Annotated in this window: 34 protein-coding genes; 11 read left to right on the top strand and 23 right to left on the bottom strand. The window is 41.0% G+C overall.

The features are described from left to right. Positions 1-107: 107 nt before the first annotated feature. From EIZ39_RS03635 to EIZ39_RS03615, 5 genes are all read right to left on the bottom strand, one after another. Positions 108-296, bottom strand: coding sequence for a hypothetical protein (locus EIZ39_RS03635; protein WP_129197499.1), 189 nt, complete (start codon positions 294-296; stop codon positions 108-110). A gap of 71 nt (positions 297-367) precedes the next feature. Next, on the bottom strand, positions 368-646 hold the full coding sequence (locus tag EIZ39_RS03630) for a DUF2642 domain-containing protein (RefSeq protein ID WP_129197497.1): 279 nt from the start codon (positions 644-646) through the stop codon (positions 368-370). 74 nt (positions 647-720) lie between these two features. Beyond that, positions 721-966, bottom strand: coding sequence for a hypothetical protein (locus tag EIZ39_RS03625; RefSeq protein ID WP_129197495.1), 246 nt, complete (start codon positions 964-966; stop codon positions 721-723). A gap of 91 nt (positions 967-1,057) precedes the next feature. Then, positions 1,058-1,540, bottom strand: a complete 483-nt coding sequence (locus EIZ39_RS03620) for a hypothetical protein (protein ID WP_129197493.1) — start codon at positions 1,538-1,540, stop codon at positions 1,058-1,060. Between the two features lie 66 nt (positions 1,541-1,606). Continuing rightward, complete coding sequence (locus EIZ39_RS03615) at positions 1,607-1,798, bottom strand: hypothetical protein (RefSeq protein WP_129197491.1); 192 nt, start codon at positions 1,796-1,798, stop codon at positions 1,607-1,609. Between the two features lie 299 nt (positions 1,799-2,097). Between EIZ39_RS03615 and EIZ39_RS03610 the strand changes: the two genes are divergently transcribed. After that, a complete protein-coding gene (locus EIZ39_RS03610; RefSeq protein ID WP_129197489.1) occupies positions 2,098-2,283 on the top strand; it encodes a hypothetical protein in 186 nt (61 codons plus the stop codon). Between the two features lie 466 nt (positions 2,284-2,749). Then, on the top strand, positions 2,750-3,643 hold the full coding sequence (locus EIZ39_RS03605; RefSeq protein WP_129197487.1) for an AEC family transporter: 894 nt from the start codon (positions 2,750-2,752) through the stop codon (positions 3,641-3,643). Positions 3,644-3,701: 58 nt separating this feature from the next. Here the strand turns inward: EIZ39_RS03605 and EIZ39_RS03600 are convergent. Both EIZ39_RS03600 and EIZ39_RS03595 read right to left on the bottom strand, forming a co-directional pair. After that, positions 3,702-5,032 (bottom strand): IS3 family transposase gene (locus tag EIZ39_RS03600; RefSeq protein ID WP_240675681.1). Its coding sequence is split into 2 segments (ribosomal slippage): positions 3,702-4,660 and positions 4,660-5,032, totalling 1,332 coding nucleotides; the frame shifts between segments, so codons are not numbered across the junction. A gap of 151 nt (positions 5,033-5,183) precedes the next feature. Beyond that, positions 5,184-5,732, bottom strand: a complete 549-nt coding sequence (locus EIZ39_RS03595; protein ID WP_240675680.1) for a superoxide dismutase family protein — start codon at positions 5,730-5,732, stop codon at positions 5,184-5,186. Between the two features lie 107 nt (positions 5,733-5,839). Between EIZ39_RS03595 and EIZ39_RS03590 the strand changes: the two genes are divergently transcribed. Next, positions 5,840-6,283 carry a 2-thiouracil desulfurase family protein gene (locus tag EIZ39_RS03590; RefSeq protein ID WP_129197485.1) on the top strand — a complete coding sequence of 148 codons (444 nt, stop codon included), beginning with the start codon at positions 5,840-5,842 and terminating at the stop codon, positions 6,281-6,283. Positions 6,284-6,341: 58 nt separating this feature from the next. On the opposite strand, the gene EIZ39_RS03585 is transcribed toward EIZ39_RS03590, so the two are convergent. The 3 genes from EIZ39_RS03585 to EIZ39_RS03575 all read right to left on the bottom strand — a co-directional run bounded on the left by EIZ39_RS03585 (position 6,342) and on the right by EIZ39_RS03575 (position 8,914). Continuing rightward, positions 6,342-6,899, bottom strand: a complete 558-nt coding sequence (locus tag EIZ39_RS03585) for a hypothetical protein (protein ID WP_129197483.1) — start codon at positions 6,897-6,899, stop codon at positions 6,342-6,344. A 142-nt stretch (positions 6,900-7,041) separates the two neighbouring features. Further along, entirely contained in the window at positions 7,042-7,560 is a 519-nt protein-coding gene (locus EIZ39_RS03580) for a DUF3231 family protein (protein ID WP_129197944.1), read from the bottom strand. A 136-nt stretch (positions 7,561-7,696) separates the two neighbouring features. Continuing rightward, positions 7,697-8,914, bottom strand: coding sequence for an MFS transporter (locus tag EIZ39_RS03575; protein WP_129197481.1), 1,218 nt, complete (start codon positions 8,912-8,914; stop codon positions 7,697-7,699). 145 nt (positions 8,915-9,059) lie between these two features. Here EIZ39_RS03575 and EIZ39_RS26375 point away from each other — a divergent pair, with 145 nt between their 5' ends. Then, the gene (locus EIZ39_RS26375; RefSeq protein WP_164984878.1) at positions 9,060-9,197 is read left to right on the top strand and encodes a hypothetical protein; all 138 of its coding nucleotides are present in this window, start codon (positions 9,060-9,062) and stop codon (positions 9,195-9,197) included. A gap of 80 nt (positions 9,198-9,277) precedes the next feature. Here the strand turns inward: EIZ39_RS26375 and EIZ39_RS03570 are convergent, their stop codons facing one another. Next, positions 9,278-9,481 (bottom strand): hypothetical protein, encoded by a 204-nt coding sequence (locus tag EIZ39_RS03570; RefSeq protein ID WP_129197479.1) that lies wholly within the window; start codon positions 9,479-9,481, stop codon positions 9,278-9,280. Between the two features lie 317 nt (positions 9,482-9,798). Between EIZ39_RS03570 and EIZ39_RS03565 the strand changes: the two genes are divergently transcribed. After that, a complete protein-coding gene (locus EIZ39_RS03565; RefSeq protein ID WP_129197477.1) occupies positions 9,799-10,374 on the top strand; it encodes a non-ribosomal peptide synthetase module in 576 nt (191 codons plus the stop codon). An 85-nt stretch (positions 10,375-10,459) separates the two neighbouring features. On the opposite strand, the gene thpR is transcribed toward EIZ39_RS03565, so the two are convergent. Together thpR and EIZ39_RS03555 are read right to left on the bottom strand one after the other, a co-directional pair. Further along, positions 10,460-11,026: an RNA 2',3'-cyclic phosphodiesterase gene (gene thpR / locus EIZ39_RS03560; RefSeq protein WP_129197475.1), complete on the bottom strand. Its 567-nt coding sequence runs from the start codon at positions 11,024-11,026 to the stop codon at positions 10,460-10,462. A gap of 34 nt (positions 11,027-11,060) precedes the next feature. After that, on the bottom strand, positions 11,061-11,765 hold the full coding sequence (locus EIZ39_RS03555; RefSeq protein ID WP_164984877.1) for a LysM peptidoglycan-binding domain-containing protein: 705 nt from the start codon (positions 11,763-11,765) through the stop codon (positions 11,061-11,063). 81 nt (positions 11,766-11,846) lie between these two features. Between EIZ39_RS03555 and EIZ39_RS03550 the strand changes: the two genes are divergently transcribed. From EIZ39_RS03550 to EIZ39_RS03540, 3 genes are all read left to right on the top strand, one after another. Next, a complete protein-coding gene (locus EIZ39_RS03550; RefSeq protein ID WP_129197471.1) occupies positions 11,847-12,110 on the top strand; it encodes a hypothetical protein in 264 nt (87 codons plus the stop codon). A gap of 51 nt (positions 12,111-12,161) precedes the next feature. Further along, positions 12,162-13,844 (top strand): single-stranded-DNA-specific exonuclease RecJ, encoded by a 1,683-nt coding sequence (gene recJ / locus EIZ39_RS03545; protein WP_129197469.1) that lies wholly within the window; start codon positions 12,162-12,164, stop codon positions 13,842-13,844. A gap of 250 nt (positions 13,845-14,094) precedes the next feature. Then, positions 14,095-15,264, top strand: coding sequence for a PASTA domain-containing protein (locus tag EIZ39_RS03540; RefSeq protein WP_164984876.1), 1,170 nt, complete (start codon positions 14,095-14,097; stop codon positions 15,262-15,264). Here the strand turns inward: EIZ39_RS03540 and EIZ39_RS03535 are convergent. From EIZ39_RS03535 to EIZ39_RS03520, 4 genes are all read right to left on the bottom strand, one after another. Further along, complete coding sequence (locus tag EIZ39_RS03535; RefSeq protein ID WP_129197465.1) at positions 15,261-15,539, bottom strand: YkvA family protein; 279 nt, start codon at positions 15,537-15,539, stop codon at positions 15,261-15,263. The genes EIZ39_RS03540 and EIZ39_RS03535 overlap by 4 nt on opposite strands. Positions 15,540-15,644: 105 nt before the next feature. After that, positions 15,645-15,866 (bottom strand): hypothetical protein, encoded by a 222-nt coding sequence (locus EIZ39_RS03530; RefSeq protein ID WP_129197463.1) that lies wholly within the window; start codon positions 15,864-15,866, stop codon positions 15,645-15,647. 99 nt (positions 15,867-15,965) lie between these two features. Beyond that, complete coding sequence (locus EIZ39_RS03525) at positions 15,966-16,988, bottom strand: sodium-dependent bicarbonate transport family permease (protein WP_129197461.1); 1,023 nt, start codon at positions 16,986-16,988, stop codon at positions 15,966-15,968. Positions 16,989-17,125: 137 nt separating this feature from the next. After that, complete coding sequence (locus tag EIZ39_RS03520; protein ID WP_129197459.1) at positions 17,126-17,503, bottom strand: Na-translocating system protein MpsC family protein; 378 nt, start codon at positions 17,501-17,503, stop codon at positions 17,126-17,128. 674 nt (positions 17,504-18,177) lie between these two features. On the opposite strand from EIZ39_RS03520, the gene EIZ39_RS03515 reads away from it, so the two are divergent. Further along, a complete protein-coding gene (locus EIZ39_RS03515) occupies positions 18,178-18,564 on the top strand; it encodes an OsmC family protein (RefSeq protein WP_129197457.1) in 387 nt (128 codons plus the stop codon). Positions 18,565-18,621: 57 nt separating this feature from the next. Here the strand turns inward: EIZ39_RS03515 and EIZ39_RS03510 are convergent, their stop codons facing one another. The 4 genes from EIZ39_RS03510 to EIZ39_RS03495 form a co-directional block, all read right to left on the bottom strand. Continuing rightward, on the bottom strand, positions 18,622-19,044 hold the full coding sequence (locus tag EIZ39_RS03510) for a hypothetical protein (protein WP_164984875.1): 423 nt from the start codon (positions 19,042-19,044) through the stop codon (positions 18,622-18,624). Between the two features lie 151 nt (positions 19,045-19,195). Then, complete coding sequence (locus EIZ39_RS03505) at positions 19,196-20,392, bottom strand: ABC transporter permease (protein WP_129197453.1); 1,197 nt, start codon at positions 20,390-20,392, stop codon at positions 19,196-19,198. Next, positions 20,389-21,585, bottom strand: a complete 1,197-nt coding sequence (locus EIZ39_RS03500) for an HlyD family secretion protein (RefSeq protein ID WP_240675679.1) — start codon at positions 21,583-21,585, stop codon at positions 20,389-20,391. The genes EIZ39_RS03505 and EIZ39_RS03500 overlap by 4 nt, the downstream gene beginning before the upstream one ends. 151 nt (positions 21,586-21,736) lie before the next feature. After that, on the bottom strand, positions 21,737-22,855 hold the full coding sequence (locus tag EIZ39_RS03495; protein ID WP_129197452.1) for a cysteine desulfurase family protein: 1,119 nt from the start codon (positions 22,853-22,855) through the stop codon (positions 21,737-21,739). 80 nt (positions 22,856-22,935) lie between these two features. On the opposite strand from EIZ39_RS03495, the gene EIZ39_RS03490 reads away from it, so the two are divergent. After that, positions 22,936-23,139 carry a hypothetical protein gene (locus EIZ39_RS03490; protein WP_129197450.1) on the top strand — a complete coding sequence of 68 codons (204 nt, stop codon included), beginning with the start codon at positions 22,936-22,938 and terminating at the stop codon, positions 23,137-23,139. Between the two features lie 81 nt (positions 23,140-23,220). Here the strand turns inward: EIZ39_RS03490 and EIZ39_RS03485 are convergent, their stop codons facing one another. Beyond that, positions 23,221-23,454 (bottom strand): hypothetical protein, encoded by a 234-nt coding sequence (locus tag EIZ39_RS03485; protein WP_129197448.1) that lies wholly within the window; start codon positions 23,452-23,454, stop codon positions 23,221-23,223. 153 nt (positions 23,455-23,607) lie between these two features. Between EIZ39_RS03485 and EIZ39_RS03480 the strand changes: the two genes are divergently transcribed. After that, positions 23,608-24,366 (top strand): GT-D fold domain-containing protein, encoded by a 759-nt coding sequence (locus EIZ39_RS03480; protein WP_129197446.1) that lies wholly within the window; start codon positions 23,608-23,610, stop codon positions 24,364-24,366. On the opposite strand, the gene EIZ39_RS03475 is transcribed toward EIZ39_RS03480, so the two are convergent. After that, the gene (locus EIZ39_RS03475; protein WP_129197444.1) at positions 24,363-25,613 is read right to left on the bottom strand and encodes an Ig-like domain-containing domain; all 1,251 of its coding nucleotides are present in this window, start codon (positions 25,611-25,613) and stop codon (positions 24,363-24,365) included. The genes EIZ39_RS03480 and EIZ39_RS03475 overlap by 4 nt on opposite strands. Positions 25,614-25,696 lie beyond the last annotated feature (83 nt).

Raw genomic sequence — 25,696 nt, 5'->3', positions numbered from 1 at the left:
GTATTGAAAACCCTCCTTTAAAAGGATAGACGAGAGGAATTTCGAAAAGGTTTCCAAAATAAATGAAAAAACCTTAGCCTCATCTCGAAAGGCTAAGGTTTTTCGATTTACATTTGCTCCATCTCAAGGTCAAAGGATTCATTATCACTAGCAGATGCATCTAAGTCCCATTCCTCATCAACTTCATGAGTGGCTGATTGAGTATAGTCAACCATGTTTGTAAATGCTCTTCCTTTTTTCTTATACTGCTTTGCCGTCAAGTCATCTTGAATATACCATTCGTCTGATTCATACATGTGCACTACTCCTCCTTTTCTTTTATCTATGTAATAGGATGGAATAAACACACTTTTGTTATGCATTCATGTTATTTATAAAAATATAGTATGCTCTTAAGCGGAATATAATAGGTTCGTTCATCAACTTGGAATTCAAGATAATCTGACCACAGGTTTGTCAGTATCCCTGATAGTGTTTCCCTTAACGTGACCAACGTAATTTCCTTTTTATGATGTTGTCTTAAAAGAATTGCAAAGGAGCGTCCACTAAGGATTTGCTTTATCGCATCACTATGATTATCTATCTCAAAGCGTGTAGCTTGAGAAAAATATCCTGGATGATAGTAATTTCTCCATTTCATAGCCATCTTATGCCCCCTTTCATCCCTTATAGACTATGCACTAAGCGCAACGATGAGCACCGCCATACGCCCTTTTTCACCTATGCTGTTTTGAATAATTCCGCTGAGAATTCTTTATATATATCTGGCTCTAATAAACCCTTTGCTTTGCTCAGGAGCAGTTGATGATTAGGGATATCTAGCGAAAGAAATGGTTCACGCTCCTCATAATATACCCCTCTTATCGAGTTTATTTTATTATAAAGCAAGAGTTGATAGAACTCTTCCTTACCGTTGGCTAGGGCCCAGAATTTCCAGTCATTAATCTTCTCCCATATCAATCTCATCAGATTTTCTCCTTTTTGTAATAGTTTAATAGAACTAGTGGAATATTATGACAGAAAAAAGAGCGGCTCTTTCTGCCGCTCTCCTGAATGGTTAATAAGAAGTTACCTGAACATTAAAATTGTAAAGGAGCCGAATTTGCTTTCGTACCTGCTCTTCTAATTTTTCCCTATCGGTTCCTTCTTCGGGTTGAATCCGGATGGAGGCATTTGTTCCTTGCACATTAACTTCTGCATCCCGAATTCCCGATATTTGCATAACCTTTGATTTCATTGTACTTTCTATATCGTACTCTGCAGCTTGACGAGCCTGGCTTGAAATTCCTGCCCTGTTTCTCTCATCTGTAATCCTAGTGTCGATTGTAGGATTTACATTCTCTAAATACGTATTATGAGGAGTAGTGGATTTGTCCATATATTCGTTTTCTGACGTTTGTCGCTGAATCATATACTCCCCTCGGTTATCCGTAAGGGTTCTAGGCCCTTGATCATTTGCCTGAGGAGTATAGCCGCAGGCACTCGCCAGAAATGCGGTGAATATTGGAATCCAAACTGTTTTCGAGATTGATTTTGTCATTCCTTCACCTCCCTGTGCTGTTAGTATCCACTTTAGCTTGGAAGTTTAACCATACAGGGAGTTGCACTATTTTTTACTGTCCTTTGCCCCTTCTTCTTTTTTCCCCTCTGCTCCTTGTTTAATTTCTTGTCTTCCCTCTCTTTGTTGAACTTGATTAGGGGCTTCCCTATTCGTTTGCTCCTGTATCATCTTGCAAGCAGTTAGAGAAAACATTAGCGCTAAAACAATCATGATCACTTTGCCTTGCCGAATTACCATTTATTCCATTCTCTCCTTTATGCTTGTTACTCTTATTTTTAGATTTTCTCTACTTTTTTACACCACAAGCATAAATATAATTTCAAATTAGTCTAGGTTATTCTGTCCTGTGAAGGTAAAGTTATTCAAATTATTTGTTCTGCAACTTGTCTATAATGTCACAATTACTTCACAAACCAACTGTCGAACAAAGTCGAATGCATGATATAATGATATATGTTAATTACATTCCTTTATCTGAATATAATTGATATTCCTTGAACTAATCATAGATAATTCTTTAAGTAAGGAGGCAAGTTATGAACATTACCCTATCTGAAAGAACATGCAAACAATGTGGAGTGAAATTGACTGAATATGAAGCGCGTGAAAAGTCAGGGCTTTGCATGGATTGCTACAATGAAGAACATGATGTAAACCCTAAAAAAAATACTATACAGCGTGTAGCCCGGACGAAAAGTAAGCAATTTATCGCCTTACGTTAATATTGACTAGCGGTAAGCTTCTTGAACCTATTTATGGTTTACCTGTACAAACATCCAATCGCATGGATATGTATTGGAATACAATACAGTAATCCAGTGAGTAAGCTGGAGGGGAAGGGCAATATACCCTGCAATAGCCTTAACACCTCCTTTTTTCCAAAATCCAGACGGTACTGAGTGAGGTACCGTCTCTTTTTTTATGTACATACTGTAACTTACAATAGAAGGCTGCTCCATTGGAGCAGCCTATATCTATGTCATCATCCTAAAGGATGGGGTTTTCTTTATCTTATGCAGTATCCGATCAAAATGAGTAAGAGAGTTATAGACTTTTTGTGACAATTCCCTTACGAAAATAGCTCTCTATACAAAAAATTAGAGAAAAACAATGATTGCCCTCTTCCTGTGATTGTTTTATCTATTAATTCGTTCTATTATATAGACAATAGAAAGTAGGTGTCTGAACGTGATTTTTGTTAATGTTATCCTTCCAGTTCTCCTTATATTCTTAAGCGGATATATCATACAACGGATCTACAAGCTTGACCTAAAACCAATTTCAACGGTTGCCATTTATATTTTATCACCTGCTTTAGTTTTCCGTACCTTCTACACAACTCCTTTAGACGTACAGCTCTTTTATATTGTTGTTATTTCCTTACTACTACTCTTTGGACTTATCATCCTTACTGTGATTACAGCAAAATGTTTTCGTTACGATAAGGAGCAAGAGAGTGCCTTGATGCTTTCCACAGCCTTCATGAACAGCGGAAACTATGGTGCACCCATCATCTTATTTGCATTTGGACCTGTAGGCTTCAGCTATGCTGTTTCCATTATGGTGTTTCATTCGATCATCATGAGTATTTTTGGCGTCTATTTTGCTTCCCGAGGGCAAAACGGTGCCAGACTAGCCATAAAAACTGTATTACAGATGCCATCTAATTACGCAGTCATAGTGGCGGTTTTACTCCAAAAATGGGGGATTATTGTTCCTGAAAACTTTTATCAAGCTATTGATATGGTTGCCCAAGCGGCCATACCCATCGTCATGATTATCTTGGGTATGCAATTAGCTAATGTATCCACCCATCAGTTAGAATGGAAAGGATTAAGTTTAGCTACTGTGATTCGCCTCATCGCATCACCCATTATTGCCTATTTCATTTGCTTATGGTTTCCTCTTGATCCGATCCTGCAAAAAGTATTAATTACTCTTGCGGCTATGCCCTCGGCTGCTACAACTACTATGTACGCCATACAATTCAATACTAAGCCACAATTTGTATCCAGTAGCACCCTAATAACAACCTTAATTAGCTTTGTAACTCTTACATGCTTGCTTAATTTCTTACAATAAAAAGAAGAGCTGCTGAATATTAAACTGTACCCTTTGTAAAGGACATTTTAAAAAAAGCCTAGGCAGTCTTAAGAAGATGGTCTCTGTATTGAACAGGGGTCATCTTTTTTCGATTCCATTGATATCTGTAGTGGTTGTGGTAGGTCATATGTTGCTTAATCTCTTTTTTTAATTCATCAAGGTTTGAACATACTTTAATAGAGGCTTCATCCTTAAGATGGCCAAAGAAAGATTCTTGAGGGGCGTTATCCCAACAGTTTCCTCGTCTTGACATGGATTGGCGTAATCCCATTTTCTTGACTATCTTTTGAAAGTCAGGATGAGTGTAATGAATTCCCTGATCGGAGTGGATGAGGGCATCATTTGCTTTCTTAAAGCCTCTGTTCTTCTTTAACTTTAAAAGGGTCTCTGTTGCTAAGTCCATGGTCATGCGATCTGATACATGATAAGCTAAGGCCTCACCAGTGGATCCATCAATAATCGTGGATAGGTAAGCCTTCTGACCCTTGCCGTAAAATAAGTACGTAATATCCGTTAAGAGAACCTTTCCCGGAACCCCTTGATTAAAATCTCGGTTCAATAAGTTGGGCATGACACGATGTTCTTGTGTGGCTTTCATCATTCGTCTATAAGGATTGGCCTTTCTAATAGGGCAAACAATGTTGTACTTCTTCATAATTCGTCGTATACGTTTCAAATTGTGGACAACATTAAATTGACCCGCCAAGGTCATTTTAATTTGACGTGCCCCTTTCTTACGACCTTTAAAGTGGAATGCTTTTAAGATGACATCCTTAACGACCTCATCCTCTTCATCTTGTTGTTTTCTTCGATCCTGTGATTTTAACGAGAAGTAATTATAATAACCACTTCTTGAAACACCTGTTACTTCACAAAGGTGCTTCACCATGTCTTTTAGTTGATATTTTTCAATCACGGAATGAATAAGGATATATTTCTGGCTAGGAGGAAGGACTACTTCTTCAGCCTCCTTTCTACCAAACGAATCTTTTTTAGCAGTTCATTTTCAGCCTTTAGTAAGGCAATCTGAGCTTCTAAGCGAGCATTCTTCTCTTCTAAAGTAAGCTCTCTTTCTCTTGCCCTTCCTGAGTTTCCTGCTCTGGTATCGCATAACCCAGCTTCTCCATTTTCTCGGTAAGCAGCACGCCACCTCTTACCTGACGATTGAACCCGCTTTAAACCAATCACCTCTATATCGAATCCATACTCTTCAAATATTTCCCTTGGTAACTTTCCCTTTTCATTTTCCACAATAAAAAGTTGCTTAAATTCATTCGTATAGGTAATTCCTTTTGAACTCACTGATTTAACATAAGGGTTAGCAGAGAGTACCTTAATCTCCTTCTCTGTAAATATCTTTTTACTCATTTTCCTTTTCTCCAATCCCATGGTGTGTTTATCTCGTTGTATTTTTTAATTATACAAAAAAGCACCCTACAGGTAGACTTTTTTTACGTGTCTACTCTATAGGGTACAGTTTATATTACTCAGCAGCTTTTTTTATAACACCCGCGATACTTTACTTAGGAATGACGCCCCCTGCTATGCGATCTCCTGAGTTTCCTGTCGGATCAGTCGAATAATCATCTGTTCCTTCATGGATTATAATCGATCTACCTAATAAGGATTGCGCATCTCCCTTGCTTAAGGTAGCACCTTTTAAAAATTCTGTCTGTTTGGCCTCACCATTAGCCTTTACCATTAAGTTCTTCATATCCCCCATATGTGATCCTTTTGGATTTAGATGACCATGTTCTTTACCTGTAGGATTAAAGTGCGAGCCTGCGGTTTGAAAGTCGGTACCCATAAACTCTTTTTCGTGAATATGAAACCCATGACTTCCAGGCTTTAATCCGGAAACTTGCATATGTAAACGTACTCCACTCTTCTCTTCCGTAAGCACGGCTTTTCCTATCTTTTCTCCTTTACCATTCACTATATTAACAGTTCGTGCTGATACAATTTCAGACACAGGGATAGATTCTTCTTCTTGTTTTATTGAACTGCAGCCAGTAAGGATGAATATCAAAAATATCCCGATCATTGGCACTCTAATAATCAAACTCATCTCCAATTAACTCCTTGTATTAGATTATTAATAACCATTTTATCCACTTCTTCCATAAATTAAAGCATTTATGATAAAATAGGGAAATATTAAGGGGGGATCGGAATATGAGAGTAGTAAGCGCCTGTTTAATGGGATGTGAGTGCCGCTATGACAAAAAGTCGAACCTGATAATGGATATTGAGCAACTTGTTCGAGAAGGAACTGCTCTTCCCGTATGTCCAGAGCAACTAGGCGGACTCCCCACACCAAGAAACCCCGCTGAAATTGTTGGTGGAGATGGGTTTGATGTGCTTAATGGAACAGCAAAAGTGATAGACAATCAAGGAAATGATGTAACTAGTCAATTTATAGATGGTGCTCGTCAAGCTTTACGAATCGCTCAGACTGTCGGAGCAACGGAAGCCGTCCTTAAGGAAAGAAGCCCGTCCTGCGGAAGTCATATGATATATGATGGAACATACTCTAATTCAAAGAAAAAAGGTGTTGGAGTTACGGCCGCCCTTTTTATTCAGAACGGAATCCACGTTTCTTCAGAAGAGACTAAATAACTAAAAGCATGAAGAGAGGGTATACAAATCCTTTTGTATACCCTCTCTATCACGACGACTACCTTGATCCCATTGGGATCCTATTGTCCTCTCTTGTTTGCTTTCTTTCCATATACGGAGCAGACTTTTTAATCTTGTAGACCTGTCCTTCCGGCGTCCATTCTGGTACAATGGCCCCTCTTTGTGGCCCCCATATATTTGTATTCGGCTCATTATTTCTTTGGTAACGGGCATAATGAGGATTCCCCCAACCGCGTACCTCATCCGTGATGTCTTCACTCAAGTTACGGTTTGACATTGTCTGGCTCTGGTTTGTCGTACTGTAATTCGTGCGGTCTCCCCACAAAACATCTTCACGTTGATTCACAGAAGAGGCTCTCTTGAAGGTTTCCCCTCTGCCTTCCACAGCGTAAGGTGCTCTGTTCCAGCGATCTCCCCCCGTTCTGGTCCATTCATTTCTATTCTTATCGGTAATGTCGGTTTGACTTATCTTACTTTGGTTACGTGTTCCTTGAGTATTTTCCTGAGTATGATCTGTCTGATAAAATCCGCACCCTGAAAATAGGAAGGTTACACAGCAAATAGAAGCCATTGCAGTAAGCCACTTTTTTTGCATCCTACCCCTCCTTTTTTGTAAAAAGACTAGTTCCCCTTATCCACTATTATTTCCGCAACAAGAGATCTCTACATCAAGTAATTCTGACCAGTTCAAATAACTGAAAAAAGAAAATGGCCCTCAAACCGAGGGCCATATAGGATTATACATAAGCTAATTCAGGAGCGTTCATGTGCAATGGAGGAGGGACAAGCCATCCCTTTTCCTTCATAATCCTTAATAATCTTAGTCCATACTGTGCTTTTGTTGCGTGGAATTGACCGAACATGGCCGCGATATCTTCTCGCACTGATTGACCCATAATCTGACTGCAAGCCACTAGTCCCATGGAGATATCTCGCGAGACCGCGGTAGCAATTTCATTATCCATAAAACGAGCTCCAACGGGGATGCTTTCTAAGTCGGCCTTAGGGCGTTCAGGTGGAGCAGGTGGGAGTCCTACCCCATTTGCCTTCAACAAATTTTCAACTTGGGTAATCTCTTGCTTTTTTGTCTGGATAGAATCTTGCAAGAAGTTACGTAAGTCATCATCACCTGCATGATTGATAAAAGTTTGATAGCCGGCAATCAAGCTCTTAGCACCTGATAAATAAGTCCAAACTCCAAAAACCTCACCATAATGCATCGGCTCATTTTGTGGATTTCCGCTTAAAATACCCATCATTGACCTCCTTAAGTTCATCATTGTTGTCAAGTCCATTGTTGGGTTCTCCTTGGATACTAAATTCTCACCCGATAAATAGGATGTCCTTGACATGTGACTTTTACTTTGGAAATTATGAGGAGCTTTTTTTAACTTACTCTTGCCATTCCCTTAACTTATCGTCTGAAGGCAACAAAAATGTTGAAACCCCAACCAAGGGGAGAAAACTACAAAATAGCATAACGTACACAAGCCCATAAGTATCAGCCATCTTTCCTAATATGACTGAACCTAAAGCTCCCATGCCAAATGCAAGTCCTACAATTAGACCTGAAACCATTCCAACCCTTCCTGGCATGAGTTCTTGGGCATAAACCACAGAAACGGAAAAACTAGATAACAATACGAAACCCATAAGAATAAAAATAATAAAGATCCAAGACTGTGGGACATGTGGCAACAGTAATGCTAATGGTGCAGAGCCCAGCATAGAGAACATAATAATATTCCTTTTCCCAAACCGATCAGCTAGCGGGCCGCCCAAAAAGGTTCCCAATACACCTGAAGCTAAAAAAGCAAAGATATAATACTGTGCTTGTTCAATGGTCAAACCATAATGGTTAATAAGATAAAATTGATAATAGTTCGATATTCCAGTTGAGTACCAACTTCGTGCAAAAACAAGAAAAATAAGTAAGGAGATCGCAAAAATGATTTTTTTCTTTCGTTCTGGATTGATTTCTTTACTTACTGTTACTTTTTTTGTACGTGGAAAGTAGCTTAACTGTTGTCGATACCAGAAAGAAACATATATGAGGATGATAATAGCAAGAGCAGCTACTCCGGTAAACCAGATCGCTCCAAATTGCCCTAACGGAACAAAAATAAGGACAGTCATAAGTGGAGCAAGGGATTGACCACTATTTCCCCCAACTTGGTAGATCGATTGCGCTAATCCTCTTTTTGGTCCTGCAGCCATATAGGCAACGCGTGAGCCTTCAGGATGAAAAGCTGCCGATCCAAGCCCAATAAAGATTACCGAGAACAACAGCATCTCAAAATTGGGAGCTAGAGCCAAGCCTAACATACCTAATAGAGAAGAGCCCATCCCAAGGGGGAGTATGTATGGCGCTGCTTGCTTATCTGTAAACCAACCAACAATAGGTTGGATGACGGAAGAGGTCATATTCAGGGTAAAGGCAATCCATCCCAATTGCACATAAGAAAGCTTCATCGACTGTTCTAAAATGGGAAATATCGCTGGAATGACAGACTGCATGGAATCATTGAGTAAATGGACGAAGCCAATGGCAAATAGTATCCTGTACATGGTAGGCTGTGGTACAGCCCTCGTATTTACAGCAACCTGCATTAATTTTCTCTCTCCTCTTTATCTCTTTTTTTACAAAACCTATACCAATTATAACGGATTTAGTACTGAATGGAAGCTCTGTAGTCGTTGTGGATACTTTTCCCCTCAGCTGAACAAGATAGAAACAGAAAGGAGGGAGTGGAACATGCCAAAACAAAAGAAGCCATCACAAACTCTTGATCAGAATGATATTGTTCCCGATTTCCCCCAAGATCAAGTGCAATCAAATGGACTAAAAAATGCGGGGCAAAAAGCTAAGCAACAAGAAACGGCTCCGGAATAATTGAAAGTGAAAGAGGACTCTATCCGTTATGAGAAGAGTCCTTCCTTATTTTTTATTTTTAATTTAATTGGGTCTATCCCTTATGTGAATTGCGGAATCTTGGACTTTGACTTGGAGGAAACGGTTATTCTTTTCCTCTTCATAGCGACTGGATGATTAAGCCCGCCACGTTCTGTAACAGCAAGTACGGCATTCCGGCCAATCCTATCTATATTCTCTTTTCTCCTCCAATCTGCGGCCTCACAGCAAAGTTCAAGAATCTCATCAAAGTGTACGAAGGACATTAAAACTCCCCCCAGCATTATAAATAATATAATTTTCTAAATGTTGTGAACTTATAATACCATCGCATTTTATTACTGTAAATTAGTGAATTAATTCAATAAGTGTATTTATCCAGTATATGATTTCTAGGTTTCAGCGAGAAGTCGAGCAATCATGCGAAATACAAAGAAATACAAAGATTATCCGGCTAAATCACTGGTTAAAAACGCTTTCATTTGAAATATAATCGATTTCCTCTGCTTTTGTAACATGATTTAAATGAAGATTTTAGGTATAATAAGACTATAACAAATTGGACAAATAGGAGCGAATTCTTATGGCTCAACGAGTAGCCACCATGTATAAACAGGTCAAGTTGGAACTTAGCCCCCACCAGTTAAAGGAGTTTGTTAAACTTTTTGAAACACATCATACTTCAACACAAATCCGTGTTTTTGAGAATGGTGACACGGAGATGATCCTCTTTGATAACGGTAACGAAATCCCTCTTGTTTTTCATCCTTTAGGACCTCACTATTGCTTCGAAGGATCTTTTGTTGTGAAAGATCTTCAATTGGCCAATACTATGCGCAAAGCTGTTCAAGAATGTAAAGGTCACGCTCTCGTTCATCGCCTCTATCACAAGCACATCATGGAATATCACTATGCCTATGGGAACGTTGTAAAAATCCAGGAAATTCGTGGAGAAAAAACAAAGCTGATCTTTGAATACAAAGATACAATTGGTGCACTTACTCGTCTCTTTCAGGAGCGGGGAGTCGAGGATCAAATTGCTTGGGTTCGACTGCAAATCGACCAATTGTTAGATCTTCGAATGAAGGTAACTAATAAACAAGAGATTGATACTCGTCTAAAGGAACTAACCCAAGAATTGTTTATACTAGAAGCTTAGATAATGGAAACCTAGGGCCCAACGCTCTGGGTTTTCTTTTACTTTATTAAATATAATTCGTCAATAAATCAATAAGGTCAATCGATTATCGATTGACCTTATTTAGTCCATAGCTTTGAATTGCTTCATACTTTGGAGTTCGGTCCAGATGTGTTTGATATAGGACGACTCGATCAGCTATCCAGGTCCAATTCGATGGTTTCCCTACTTCATCAAAGAATGGAAGAATTAAAGTAGACGTTCCCTGCCATCTTCTTGCAACTGTAATATGTGGACGATAGGGCCGCGTCTCTAGGGTAAATCCTGCTCTTTGGCAGACAACACCCGATTCTTTTTGAAGACGATTTAGTTCTTCCTCTTGTTCTAAACCAACCCAGAAAATTCTTGGGGCTTGTTGCTCTCCAAAGAAACCGAAGTGAGTAGCCTGAAGTGTAAAACAAGGTATTTTCTCTATAGCGCTTGGAAGATCATGATGAATTTGCGCTCGTTGGTCAACGCTGGCCTTCCCTAAAAAATGAAGGGTAATATGGTAATCCTCTGGAGCGACCCAGTTCTTGAAGGGCAAACCGGCACGTCTAGATAGTAACCACTCATTTAAAGGCTGAGTGAGTGGTGCTGGGACTGGTAGGGCCAGAAAATAATGACTCTCCACACTCTCACCTCCAGAAAGTAGACTTGATTATGTATTATTGAGGTATTTTTAAACGTTGTCCGACTTTTATAGAATGATGTTCTTTTAAATTATTATGTAGGGCAATGGTGTCCACACTTAGATTATGCTTTCGTGCAATCTGATGGAGAGTATCTCCCGATTTAACACTGTATTCAACTAGTTGCGGGACCTTCAAGGTTGTGCCAGAAGAAATCCGATGATGCAAAATGATTTGGTTATGTTTTGCCATCGCTTCTAGCGAAACACCATACCTTTTAGAAATGGAAAACAGAGTTTCCCCTGGCTTCACTTTATGGTCTAATGATTTAAGTTGGATGCTTTCCTTTTTCAATTCATCAACCACTATATAGACCTGAACTGCACTCTTCTCTTCCGTTTTCGTTGCTTCTGCCTTAGTTTTTACCGGAATGAGAATTCTTTGGTTAACCAACAAGACCCTAGTCGGCTCCAGTTTGTTTATCCTTGATAATTCTTCAACAGTTAAACCGTATTTTTTTGCGATACTCCAAAGTGTATCCCCGGCTTTAGCTAAATGGAATAGATGCAATGTTACAGCACCAAGTGACTGATAATGCTTAAAACCTAAAGTGATTTGTGTCCCTTGAGATGTAACTTTCATATTGGGTGCAATTTCAGCATAAGTAGGATAGCTGACTGTAGTCAACCATCCTGTCATTATAGCCGTGGTTAACGCAATTTTCCCCATTCTCTTTACCATACTCCTGCCTCCTGCCATGTTTTTCTATTTGACATCTATCGACAGGTTTCGATGAGTTCCTTTATTTTCTGGGGGTCAAATTTGAAATATTTTGTTGTGTGTGCTCCTGTTGATAACGCCTCTGTGGGATTGAGTGATTTAGAGCCTGCTCTACCTCTAGGCGAGCTTGACGATCACTTATCTCCTGCTCGCTGGCTTCTTGCTCGAGTTGTCTTACATCCCTTGGATTATGAGTCATTAACGATCTCTCCTTCATTTCATGTCAAAACTATTCTCCCCTCATCCATCTTATCTATTCTCATATATTTGGTAGGTTCAATTTATTTAGTAGGAATGGTAAGATGAAAACTACTGAATAAAAAATAGATACATAGAATCTACTGAGGAGTATCATCTATGATTTGGAAGCCATATGAACCGGTTCATGTACCCGTACCCATGCAGCAATGGTTAAAGGAAAATAATATTCCGCAGCTGTTTGGCCCGATCCTCCATCGTAGAGGAATCATGACTATACAGGAGTTGGAGCACTTCTTTCATGGCAAACTTGAACAAACTACTCCAAGTATTGCTTTTGGACCTGCGATATATAAGGGAGTAGATCGTCTAAAGAAAGCATTCTTAAATAAAGAAAAAATCGTTATCGTTGGCGACTATGATGCAGATGGAACCACAGCAGCAACAGTGATTATGACCGTCTTAAGCACATTGCAGAAGCATTATGGTTTTGAAGTGGAATATCTTATTCCAGACCGTTTTACAGAGGGGTATGGTTTGAATGATCATAACTTGCCTCGTCTGCTTGAGAAGAAACCTCAATTAGTTATTACCGTCGACTGTGGCGTATCAAGTGATGCTCAAATAAAAGTCCTAAGAGAGTTAGGCATTGATACAATCGTTACAGACCACCACGAGCCTAAGCAATCATTCCCTGAACATGCTTATACGGTAATTCATCCTATGATTACGGACTATCCTGATCATGGAATTTGCGGTTGCACGGTTGCATATCAATTTATGAAGGCCATCTGGGAGTGCCAGGGCAAGAAGCCTCCTACATGGGTTTCAGAGGACCTCTTAGACCTTGTGGCTGTTGGAACGGTTTGCGACATCATGCCGTTAAGAGGAGATAATCGAGTCTATGTGCGTTTAGGAATGGATAAGATCCGAAGTGGTCAACGTTTGGCTTTCCGTCTGATGAAAGAAAAATTTGGCTGGAAGCAAGTGAATACAAAAACTCTAGGCTTTTCTATTGGCCCTCGCATTAACGCCGCAGGGAGAATGAAAGATGCCGACCCGGTAGTTAACTTGCTACTTTCTCAAGATGCCGCTTACTGTGAACATATACTAGCTGAATTAGAAAGAAGAAATACAGAAAGAAAAGCAGCGCAGGAACATGTTGTTGAAGTAGGAATGAAACAGGCTGAGAATTCTCCTTACCGGTATGTTCTAGCTGTTATGGATGAGACGTTTCATGAGGGAGTAGTGGGCATAGCCGCATCCAAGATTGTTGAACGCTTTTATAAACCCACGTTCTGTTTGTCTAAGCATGAGGGGAAAGTAAAGGGCTCTGCTCGCTCTATTGAGGGCGTACACCTCTTTCAACTTATGGAGAAGTATCAGCATCTTCTAGGTAATAAGTGGGGAGGACATGCGGCAGCTGCAGGTCTTACATTTGAAGACGAATCCATGGTCGAACCTTTTTTCCGTGCCTTGGACGAAGAACTAGCTACATACCCTCCTGAAACCTGGGTGAAAATTCACCGCTGGGATGGTTTACTTAGCATAGACGAGCTGCCGCAGATGGATCGATTCTTCGAAGTTCTGGCTAAGCTTGAACCTTTTGGTCAGGGATTTCCTCCGGTACAATGGGCCATTGAAGGGACACTTCTGCCTGGAAGAGAGCTCAAGGAGGATCAAAAAATAGGAAAGCTGCAAGTCGGCTTCATGAATATTCCCTTCGCAATGTGGTCTGGTGCCTCTCGTGCCTCATTCCACCAACCGCAGACCTATTATGGAAGCTTTGAATACAGCGACTTCTGGAAAGCGATGCAAGTGGTACCTGTTTGGGTAGAATAAGAGAACCCTTTTCCTGTTATTTTCTTTTTCGGCTGAAAATAACAGGAATATTTACTTTTATAAAGTGACTAAATCCTGATTCACTCGATCAAGCACAACTCCGGCTTTTCCATACAGTGCGAGATCAAACAAAAGCAGGAATTCAAGACTGAATGGCTAATTATAGACGTGTTAGGCTTTGTGATTCCCCCCTCAAGTTCTATTCTCGTTTCGAATGCTTAATAAGGTTATTAGTAAGGAGGGCTGGCGTATGATCCCCATAGATGAAAGATATCAATTTGGAGAGGAGCTATTCTCCTCGCCGACAGGAAGCCTTTTTCTGGGTACAGATGTATCATTAAAGCGCCAAGTTTTTCTTTATCTGATGGACAAAAAGACTACAACAACAGACGAAGAATATATGCGCATGATGGCAGGTGTGTCACATTTTGCTCATCCTCACTTTTTTCATATCCTCGACATGGGCTCCTCAGAAGGGGCTTTCGCCGTTATGGAAAAGCGAGAAGGGGTTCCCTTGTCACAGTTCATGCAGCAAGAAAATTTTAATCTCTCTTATAAAAAGAGCATTGAGCTGGTTATTCAAGTTGGAAAGGCTGTCCAAGATGCTCTAGAAGAACGTATACGAGGATATTCCATTACAGCGGATAATTTATGGATCTATCGGAACCAGGTCATGGTCATTAACTACTGGACTGAAGGGGAACGCCACCACCGGGGTGTCTTGGGTTTAGTCCATTTGCTTTATCAATTGTTAACCAAGTCCCCTACGATCCCTGACTGCTATGAAAAATTAGAGGACGTAATCCGCGGAAATCTGAACCAACTAACGCCCGTAGAAAAAGGAGCCATCCTTCGGATCATCCGCCGAGCCTACAATGGTCAAGATTCCATTTCCTCTATTATTCTGGAATTGAGCAGTTTGCTTCAAGGGCCCTTAATCGCAGATAACCATATAGATAGAATTCCCACAGAACCACAAGCTCCAAAGAAGGATTTACAACAACGGTTACTTAAGAGACCCAAAACTTCTATATTAGTATTTCTCCTTATCATTGTACTCGTCGCCGTATGGGGCAAATCTTACTGGAAGACAGAGGAAGCCTCAATTCTGGAACCACCCGTGACAGTAGAAGAGCCTGCTGAGAAGGTCACACCCCCAGTAGCGGTAGCCGACGGGGAGCCTGAGAAGGCTAGTCCACCTGCAGGTGACGGAGTGACTCTAGATGTGCCTAATCTTATAGGACTAACTAAAGAAGACGCAGAAAAGCTCTCACTAGAACACGGGCTGCACTATCAATTTTTTCTAGAAGTAAATGAGCGACAGCAGGGGGAGGTATTTAAACAAGATATCCCTGCAGGAAGTAAAGTCGAAAAGGAAACGCAGATCACCTTTTGGGTGAGTAAAGGACCAAACCCTTAATCCAAGACCTCATACTTTTCCTTTAAGGATTCTGGCGCCCATTTCACAATGGTTTGAAGAATCCAAGCTAGCAGAGTTATATCATCTAATATTCCAAAAAACACTAAGAAATCGGGTATTAAATCAAAGGGGAATACTAAATATCCTACTACGAGTAATCCTGATAGCAACTTATACGCTATAGAAACCTGACCAGATCGAAAGAAAGCAAATAGAAATGGTATCGATTTCCGAAGATTCAATAAGAAGCGAAACCGTCTGAACACCTTTCGCATTCCTTAACCTCCCCTTATTATCTTTTTAGTAGTATATATCATAATGTAAATGTTATATTCAAGAAAATCATAAGAAGAAGAGTCTCGCAAGCAAGACTCTTCTTTTTAGTAACCCACTTTCTTAGATTTTGAGTAAATAATAAGCGCATCAATCTCATCAACAGAAACCACTACTTCTCTTGACTGACGTTTTTTAGACAGCACCTTAATCATCACTTGTCCGCCTTGGACTGATAGCACTATTCCGGTAATACTCGAACCACTTACCTCAAGCTTTATCCGTTTACCTACCAAAGTTGCCATATATTCCGAACTAATTTCATCCAACCAAACTTCCCTCCTCTCCACCCTAATAATATATGAATCTTTTCTTTGAAAAGGATAGACAAGAGTGCATGGTTAGTTACCTTTTTCATTTACACGTATCTACAATTTAACAATCCATTCCGCCATAATATAGTAGAGTGGAATACCGAGTGTCAGATTGAATGGGAAGGTAATCCCTAATGATAAACCCAGATAAATCGATGGATTCGCATCGGGAACTGATGTCCTTAATGCTGCTGGGGCAGCGATATAAGAAGAACTTGCAGCCAATACCCCCATAAGAGTAACGCCACCTTGAGACAAACCAGCCAAACTTCCAATAACGACCCCAAGCATCCCAAACGTAATAGGCATTAACACCGCAAGAGCCAATAAACCAATTCCGTGTCGGCGAACATCTGAGAGTCTCTGTCCAGCTACGAGCCCCATGTTTAGTAAGAACAAAATAAGAAAGCTATTGTATAAATCTATAAATAACGGTTTTACTACCGGAATGGCCTCCTGACCAACGACGAATCCAACGAGAAGACTTCCCACAAGCAGTAGCACACTCTTTCCAAATAGACTCTCCCTAACTACCTCTGGCTCAATCCATCTCACTAACAAGGGCCGCCCTGCCGTAATCCCTAATGAACCTTGACGAATACCTGGTGTCGATTGTTTAGCTTCGATGGACTTCAGCATAAGAAGAGATACTAGGATAGCAGGACTCTCCATTATAACGACCATAGCATTCATATAGCTCTCAAATGATACGTTAGAGTGACTCAAGAACGAAATGGCGGCTCCGTAAGTTACAATACTCACAGAACCATACGTTGCTGCCAGCCCAATAGAGTTCTTCACATCTAGCCCCACCCATCGGCAAATGAAAAACATAATAACAGGTATGAGCACACCGAGAAAGAGGGCACCAATCAAGGGCTTAATTAATGTTATAAGGTTATGTTCAGAAAGCTCAATCCCACCCTTTAACCCGATAGCGATAAGCAAGTAGATACTAAGGAATTCACTGAGCCCAGTCGGAAATTTTAAATCGGATTTTACGAAGCAAGCAAACAAACCTAGAACAAAAAATAAAATTACGGGGGATATCAAATTCTGTAAGACAATTTCCAACATGTTCATCACTCCTGACGGGATATTTAGCATAAAAAAAACCGGCAAGCTCTAAAAATATCAGCCGATTCCATTCGAATCACTGAATTTCTAGTTCAATGCCGGTTTACTTTCAACGGACCTAGAGGTTTTTTGAAAGTCTACCCTTGTAACTTTTTCTCAAGATTTTCTTCCATCATGAATACCATGATGCGTTCTCCTGTACGAGTACTGATGTCAGTATGGAAACTCATCATTTTTTCATTGGTTGTGTGCTCAATAATCTCACCTAGCTGATCTAATCCTGATTCCACAAGATCAGCCCTAATCTTCTTAATAGATAGTAAGCCTTCTTGGGTCTTGGCTAAATTCTGCTCGGCTGGGGTCAAGATTCCCTTAAGCAATACGATGATCATATTACGAACAATGTCAGCCTTAACCAATACAGATCCTCGGCCTAGGTATTCCTTCTCCCATTGGGTCAAGGCCCGACTTAATTGATTTTCCATTTCTCCTTTAGACATTGGCTTATTCATCATTTATCACCTCTGGTACTTAGCTTCTTAAGATGCTGACAAAAACGAATACTAAACAAAAGAATCGGCATGTGTCCCCATTCGCCATGATAAAAAGGAGAAACATACCGATCTATCTTTAGCAAAATTTATAGCTTCTCTTCACTCCTTCACTCTGTCTCAAAGATTGTTACAGAACGCTAAAGTGATATCCGCTTAATTAAATTTCTCTTTAAATCAGTCGGTTATAAATATTTAATTAAAATATTAACATTTCCTCTTCGTTTGTCAATATAAAAACGTTGTGATTAGCAGGATTTTCATTTGCATTCTTATTTCTACTTTATTAAAATGAAATAGGTTTATGAAACATTTATAATTAAAGGGTGAAATACATGAAATGCATAGTTTGTAACACATCTACCTCGTCATCTTCAGGAGTGTGCAAGGAATGTGGCTCTCTCTCCCATTCTCCAGTACAATCCTTTAAAGATTCCGTAAATAATTCTGTAGTGAATATCCTTCTCGGTTCATTCGGCGTGATCATTATAGGTATTATATTATTCAGCGTGACAATTGAACTTTAGGAAAAGCTAAAGCATACTCTTACTCAGAGTTACTTTAGCTTTTTTTGTTCCAATTAAAGTGACACTTGATTTATAATTGCTTGATAAGAGGAAGGAGGTTATTGACCTATAATGGAATTCAAAATGAAGGAAAATGGTTACATTGCAGAATTCGAATATGGAGAGCTTCATATTTCTGGAGATGACATTTATGGTTTTCGACCATTTCAATTAATGGTTTCCTCTATTGCGGTTTGTAGTGGAGGTGTGTTGCGCAAAGTACTTACTAAAATGCGGGTCCCCTATGAAGATATCAAGCTTACTGCCCAGGTAGAAAGAAATGAAGCAGAAGCGAACCGAATTGAAAAAATTCATGTCCACTTCATCATAAAAGGCGAAAATTTAAATCAAGATAAAATTGAAAAAGCAATCGAGCTTACTAGAAAAAATTGTCCTATGGTCCAATCGGTAAAAGATAGTATAGAGATTACTGAAACTTATGAGATGATTAGTAGGTAGTAAGAAAAAATAAGCGGAGTATGATATCTAAATTCTCCGCTTATGAAATGCCTGTACTCACCAAAGCTCCTGGGCATCTTCAAACAACGCCTGCAATTGTAGTCTTGCCTCCATAGACGTTTGATAGCCTTCCTTGAGCCTAGCTGGATCACCTGTTTCCATTCCTTCAAGCTCCGTACTTATACCTAACCGATATTGCCCGATAAGATACACAAACTTTGCCTGCAGTTTCTTTAGTTCAGGATGATCCGGCTTATGATCATTGTTCACTTTGTTCCAGATATAAAGGAGATCCTGATGAGTCTGGTTCATCATTTCTTTCACTTCATGCAGTTCATCATGCCCCTGCGCCTCGAGCAGCTCTAGTTCAAGCTCCTCTATCAGTCGCTCTGCAGTGGCCACCGAAGACTTTAGCATTTCGATAAACGCCTTATCATTCGTACTTTGTTCTTTTCCCATTCGCGATAGGTCGTAGTTCATATCTTTCTTATCTTCTCCAGAAGACGCAGACTCTTGGGAAAACGAACTGCAACCACTAAAAATCAAACCACATACCATCATTATGGAAATGAATAAAAGGGAGGTTCTCACCCTGTTTGTTCCCACCTTTCGGACGGTTCTCCCTACTACTCTATGAGCTTGTCCCAGGAAATATGTTTTCTTCTCCTCTCACCTTATGCTTAAACTGCATTGGGGTTATTAGCCAAGCAGCAAAGTAACAGATAAAACCCATAAGGAGAAGAACAAGACAATCCTGTTGTATCATCCCAAATCCATGTCCTTTAATAAAAATTTCCCGAACTCCATCTAGAAAGTAAGTGAGTGGCAATCCATGTCCGGCTATCACCAAGGCATCAGGCATCGCATCGAATGGCCAGGAAAACCCCGATAACAAAAACGAAGGGACGGCAATGAGCATCGTCGTCTGAGTAGCTTGCACTTGATTAGGTGAAAACAGACTTGCTAAGTACCCTATTCCTGATAAAGCAAAAACAAAGCATACAGATAAAGCCAACACGGAGAACAATGTTCCTCGGAAAGGCAGTTGAAACAGATACAGTCCAAGTCCGAGCACAGTTAAATGATTAAAGATGCCAATTAGGAAATAAGGGGCCGTCTTGGCATAGGCTACCTTCCATGGGGCCGTTCTCCATTCGGAGTATCTGCCCCATGTCCCCTTTTCTTTTTCTCTAGTAACCGTTAGCGCTATGCCCAACAGCAAGACTTGTTGTAAGATGGCCCCCATTAAACCGAAAAGCAGGAAGTGACTGTAGTTAAATGTGGGATTATATAATATTCTCGTACGAAAAGGAATCGACTGAAAAGTAGAATGAACCTGTTCTTCATGCCACCCTTGTTGACTTAATTTATTAGCAGACACCCCGTAGCTGAAGGTAGAAACGATGTGATTTGCAGCTCTCGTCGCTGTATTGGAAAACAACATATTACTGCCATCTATCATCGTTAAAATAGGGACATTCTCCCCATGCTTGATGCGAGCGGAGAAATCCGGAGGAATAATGACTCCTACCTTCGCCTCTCCTCTCTCAATCCACTGGTTCACCTCAGGCTCGCCATACGCTTGGCCAATAATTTCAAACGCCTCCGACTCTGCAAAACCCTGAATAATTTTACGACTAAACTCGGTTTGATCTCCATCAAAAATAACGGTTTTTATATTGGTTACCTGATGGTTGGAATAGAGATAACCGAACAGTGCCGTATAGAAAATAGGGATTATAAAAAGTATCCCTATAAGTCTCTTATCTTTAAAAATATGGAGCCATTCCTCCTGAATGATGTCCCCTATTTTAAACGATGGCTTCATGGTGTATTCGCCCCTTTATCGACCCATTGAATGGTCATCCCAGGATGAAAGGAGCTTGGCGTACCTTCTAGCACTACTTTTAGTCCGAACGAACGAATATCCGTTTCCCCCATCTGCCCTGTAGACTTTTGGATGGCAAAATCAGCAGCTGGCTTGAGGACTGCGATCTTCCCTTGCACTATGTCCCCCGTGGCCACTAGCTTGAGCGTTACCTTCTGTCCAATATGAAGCTCGCCAATGTCTGTTTCTGGAAAATAAAAATAAGCCCAGCGATCGGATTCTGCCTGTAAGGTAAATACTGGAAAACCAGAACCTACTAACTCTCCTAGTTGGGCAGATTGACCGGTTATCAAACCTTCGGCTGGTGCAATGAGTTCCGTATAATCAGAGTAGGTCTTGGCTTCTAATAGAGAGGCTTCCGCTTGCATAACAGAAGCTCCTGCCAAGGACACATCATCCCTCTTTAGCTGTACCTGACCCCTTCCCGCCTCAGCTATGGCTAGCGCAGCCTTCGCTTGCTCAACCTGCGCATGAGCCGCCTTCAATTCTTCTGGCCTTGCCCCGTTTTTCACAAGTTCTACTTGTTGAACCGCAGCCTCATACTCAGCTTTCGCTTTCTGCAGTGAAAGATAAGTTTCATCCACCTTCACCTGAGGTATGACTCCCTGCTCAAACAATTCGTTCATTCGTTTCATATTTTCTTCTGCAAGGCGATACCCCTCTTTCGTTGCTTCCAACTGAATCTCCGCCTTCATCCGATCTTCCTGGCGGGCTCCATTCTTTAACGCTTCAAGATGAGCCTCTGCTGCTTGCACTGCAGCTCTAGCTTGAGCAGCTTGTTCTATAGTGGTTTGATTCGTAACGGCAACCGCATGATTTCCTTGGGTTTCTTTCGCTTTAGCCGCTGCTACAGCCGCCTCTGCTTGTGCTACCTTTGCTTGAATCTCTTGATTTTGTAATCGAGCTAATACCTGACCCTTTGCCACTCGATCCCCTTCTTGAACAAGAACCTCAGCAATTCGTCCTCCCACTTTAAAACCTACATTCATATGAGTCGCTTCTATATAAGCTGTTGGTTGGTTTGTCACCGCCCTGGTCTCTCCCGTCTGTTGATAAAAGGTGAGAGCAAAAATCCCAGCAGAGATCAACAGAGCCATAAAAGTAAATACGATTACCCGAACATTCTTTATCACTTGCCTATCACCCTAACGTAAGTTCTTTTTTGTACTGACTAGTCAGTACAATTTTAAGATTAATCTTAGCAAGGAAGGTTGGTTTGGTCAAGACAAAAAGACTGTCCCAAGACATTGGATAACCAATTCCCTGAGATCAGCCTCTTCATTTCTAATTTATGGTCCCTACTAACCAACCAATGGCCTGCTCTAGTTCTTCTTTCGTCGTATATCGACCTAAACTAAACCGGATTGTCCCTTGTCCTTCTTCCTCCGTTGTACCCATTGCCTGTAATACAGAAGAAAGTTGTACTTTTCCAGAATGGCATGCCGATCCTGTCGATGCAGCAAGCCCAGGAATGAAAGTTAATATGTCACTTCCTAAGCGTCCCATAAAGCTAACATTCAACGTGTTAGGTAATCGTTCTAGTAGATGTCCGTTCAATCGTATCGCTGGTCCAAACTCTTCTTGCAATCGATGCCAGAAGTAATCTCGAAGCTCCTCAACCTTCGAGTGTTCAAGCTCTTCTCCAGCTAATTCACAAGCTTTTCCAAGCCCTACCGCTAAGATGACATTTTCTGTACCAGCACGCCTTCCGTCCTCATGTCCGGCTCCATGGATGAAAGTCTCAATAGGAGTCCCCTTTCGGATATAAAGAGCCCCTACTCCCTTCGGTGCATAAAGCTTATGGCCAGCTATACTTAGAAGATCAACTCCCAGCTCATTGACTCGTGTAGGAACTTTCCCCACTGACTGAGCAGCATCAGAATGCAACAATACACCATACTTCTTAGCTATCTCAGCAATTTGAGCAATAGGTTGTAGTGTGCCTACTTCATTATTCGCATGCATGACGGAGATAAGGATCGTCTTATCCGTAATCGCTGCTTCAATCTCCTCCGGTGAAACTCTTCCGTATTCGTCTACTCCGACATAAGTCACTTCAGCACCTAAACGCTCTAAAAACTTACAGGGCTGTATAATTGCAGGATGCTCGATAGCCGATGTTATGATATGCTTGCCCTTATGCTGTAGGGCATAGAACACTCCCTTTAAGGCATGGTTATTAGCCTCACTACCACCACTAGTAAAGATGACTTCGGCGGGATCACATTGAAGCAAATTCGCGATTTGGGTGCGTGCTTTTTCCACCGCTTGCTTAGCTGGGGTAGCTGCCCAATGGGTTGTCGATGGGTTCCCGTAGTGCTCCATCCAGTAAGGCCTCATCGCCTCCGTTACTCGCTCATCAATTGGTGTACTGGCATTGTAATCTAGATAGACTCTATCCAAAATGTAAGCTCCTTTACTTGAAATATGTTCCTTATTGGGATCTGGTTCAATGGGAGAACCTAGCTATGGAGGTGAAGTGTATGAGTGAAAATAAAAACAATTTAAAAGAACAAGCCTATGAACAGCTAGCCGAAAAACAGATAGAAGAAATCGATCGGATGCAGGCCTTGCGGTATGGTCTCCCACTACCCACCCATACAACACCAGAAGTTCAGTCACAGGTTTTCTCCGAATTATTTTCTGGTATCCCTATATCCGATGATAAAAAAGATGATTCTCGTTAACATCATATCGTTAAAAATGGACAATATCCATCTAAAAGACAAAAGAAAAGGGGTCGATGTTCACACATCAACCCCTGTGTCTTACATTTTTCTTCTAACCACAAACTCCGTATCATCCTCATTGATACCCCTCGTATAGAAATCAAACTGATCGCGATCAATCGCCCCTTGAATTCTGTCCTCACTGCGCTCATTGACATGATCCACCATGATCGTAAGGGTATCTTGCTTCTTTAGCTGCTCAAGCAGTTGGTGAATATGGTGCAGTTCATTATCACTTACTTCGTGCATGACATTGTAACGGTAATCTGCCATCTACTTTCATTCCTTTCTTTTCATCCTCATCCTTATCATTGCCCGTTTAAAGGAATGCTACCCTGAGGGCAGGAGAATTGGGGGCACAAACTTGTTTATAGAAAGTAAGATATAACAGATTAATCGTAAATTTAATTGGTGGTGAAGAGCATTATGATATTGAACTCAAGAGAAAGATACATTCTAATGAATCATCTCTACCGGCGTAAACTACTTCAGCCTTATCATGTTTTCCGTTTGCTGCAGCTATCTGTGAAAAAGAAGAAGGCTATTTCCGTCATTCGTCTTGGCGATGTCATGGCTAAGCTATTAGCTAGAAGGGATATCTCTACATTAAAAAAGGTTGCCCCATTTATAGGCATCCCCTATCCTCCCACTCCTCAGCTCTTAAGAGATCTTGATCAATCCGTTCGCCAAGCAACCGTAGTTGGAGTTACTTACTTTCCAAATCGGGCCAAACAATTGATGAACTTTATGCAGGCCAGACATTGGCGACCGAGGCTAATCACGGACTCCTTCATTAATGATCAGATGTATGATCAAGGTTACCTACATGAATTGACCCGCACTTGTAGAGTAGCTTTAGTCGGCAGGTCTGCTAAGGCTGCTGCTAAGCAGCTTAGAAAAAGAAATCTTCCTGTAGCGGTAGCAGTAAACCTAGATCATTATCATTCTCTCCCGAAAACCTTCAATTACCTAAAGAGAACAAGACATCAGTGGGATCTAGCCCTTGTAGGAGCTAGTGTCCCAGGCAGAATATTATGCGTTCAGCTCTCAAAACGACTTAGAAAATCATCCTTCGAAATTGGCCACATGATGGATGCTCTTGCAGATCCTAATGAATGGAACCGACATCATGATCGCAAAAGATTCAAAGTACGTTGGATGAAAACTCTATCTAAAAGGTACTAACCCCACGGACGCACTGTGTCCTGCTCTGTTATCGTCGTTATTTGCCATATTCCATCTTGGAACCTCAGCGTATAATCCAACTCATAAACCTGACCTGGCATCCCTGATAGAACTCCAGGACCTTTGGTGCCGATCACTCGTATATGATATTCATCAAAGACTTCTTCTAAAATCTCAATTGAAAGTAATAGAGCTTCTGTCTGTTCTTCAAGAGGGACGAGAAAACTAGGTTCTGCAGAGGTAAAACCAGCCCCAACACTACCATACACCACTTGACCGTGATAAGCCATTAAGCCTCTTGCTATAGTTCGTTTTTCGTCCTCTTTTGCGTTCTTTAAACTAGCTGTATCAAAAGCTAATACCTCAGGTGGCTGTCCCGATTGAGGAGAACGGAAGATATGAGCAAGAACAGCCCGATACAGCCCAATTCTATCGTCTGCTTCCAGTGCTGTGGTGAAGCTAAAGCTATGCGATCTTCTTCCGGCAGTCACCTCGACCAACACTTCCTTGCCAGGGAGAAACATATCAGGAGTAAAGCTCATCCCATCCTTTGACCCAGAAGTGGAACCTTGGACTCGGATCGTTGGATCATCTGCATAAGTTACGCTCATTCCCATACTCGAAGCTTCCTCTTTCCACTGCACCGTTACCGTATCGTAAAGAGGAACATTGATCGCCCCATGTTGAGGATAAGTATAGCTAATCCAGTTTGCATCTTGGTATTTATCCCACCCGAACCATCCTGATAAAATGAACAGAATAGTTCCTATAGCGGCCATCGTTTGTTTCGCTGACAGGCGACTACTAGAGCGTGTAGAAAATAGCTCTGTTCCGATTACAACCATTGTCGCAACTGCGAGTACGACAACAGCTATATGGGGAAGCATATAGGTATAACTACCTGTTGTCACTTGTTCTGCAGAACCCTCGGTAATTGGAACGCCTGCGAAGAGGTACCAGTAATAAAGCGGAGGAACTTGTCCGAGAATGAATAGAAACATGCCTATAAAAGCAGTAAGAAGTGATATCTGCCGAATCGCCCTACTCTCCAACGCTACCAAGCTAGATCCAATCCAAGCCAAGGCACCGCCACCGATGGCCAAGATTCCCCAAATCATAATTTCTGACTCGGTTTCATCACCCAATAAATACCAAGGAAAATAAGGAATATACAGAAGTCCCGTTAGAATGGACAAGATCGCTGTCCATCGAATCCAACGTATAGACTTAGATGTAGTTGCATTCAAAAAACTTGCACTCTCCTTTCTTGTTTTACGGTCAAAAAGGCTACCCGAAAAGTGTAAGCTTCCCTGAGCAGCCTCTTAACCGC

The sequence above is a fragment of the Ammoniphilus sp. CFH 90114 genome, from assembly GCF_004123195.1.
Lineage (GTDB): Bacteria > Bacillota > Bacilli > Aneurinibacillales > RAOX-1 > YIM-78166.
The sequence above is the reverse complement of the archived record's forward strand: the minus strand, read 5'-3'. Positions and strand labels throughout refer to the sequence as shown.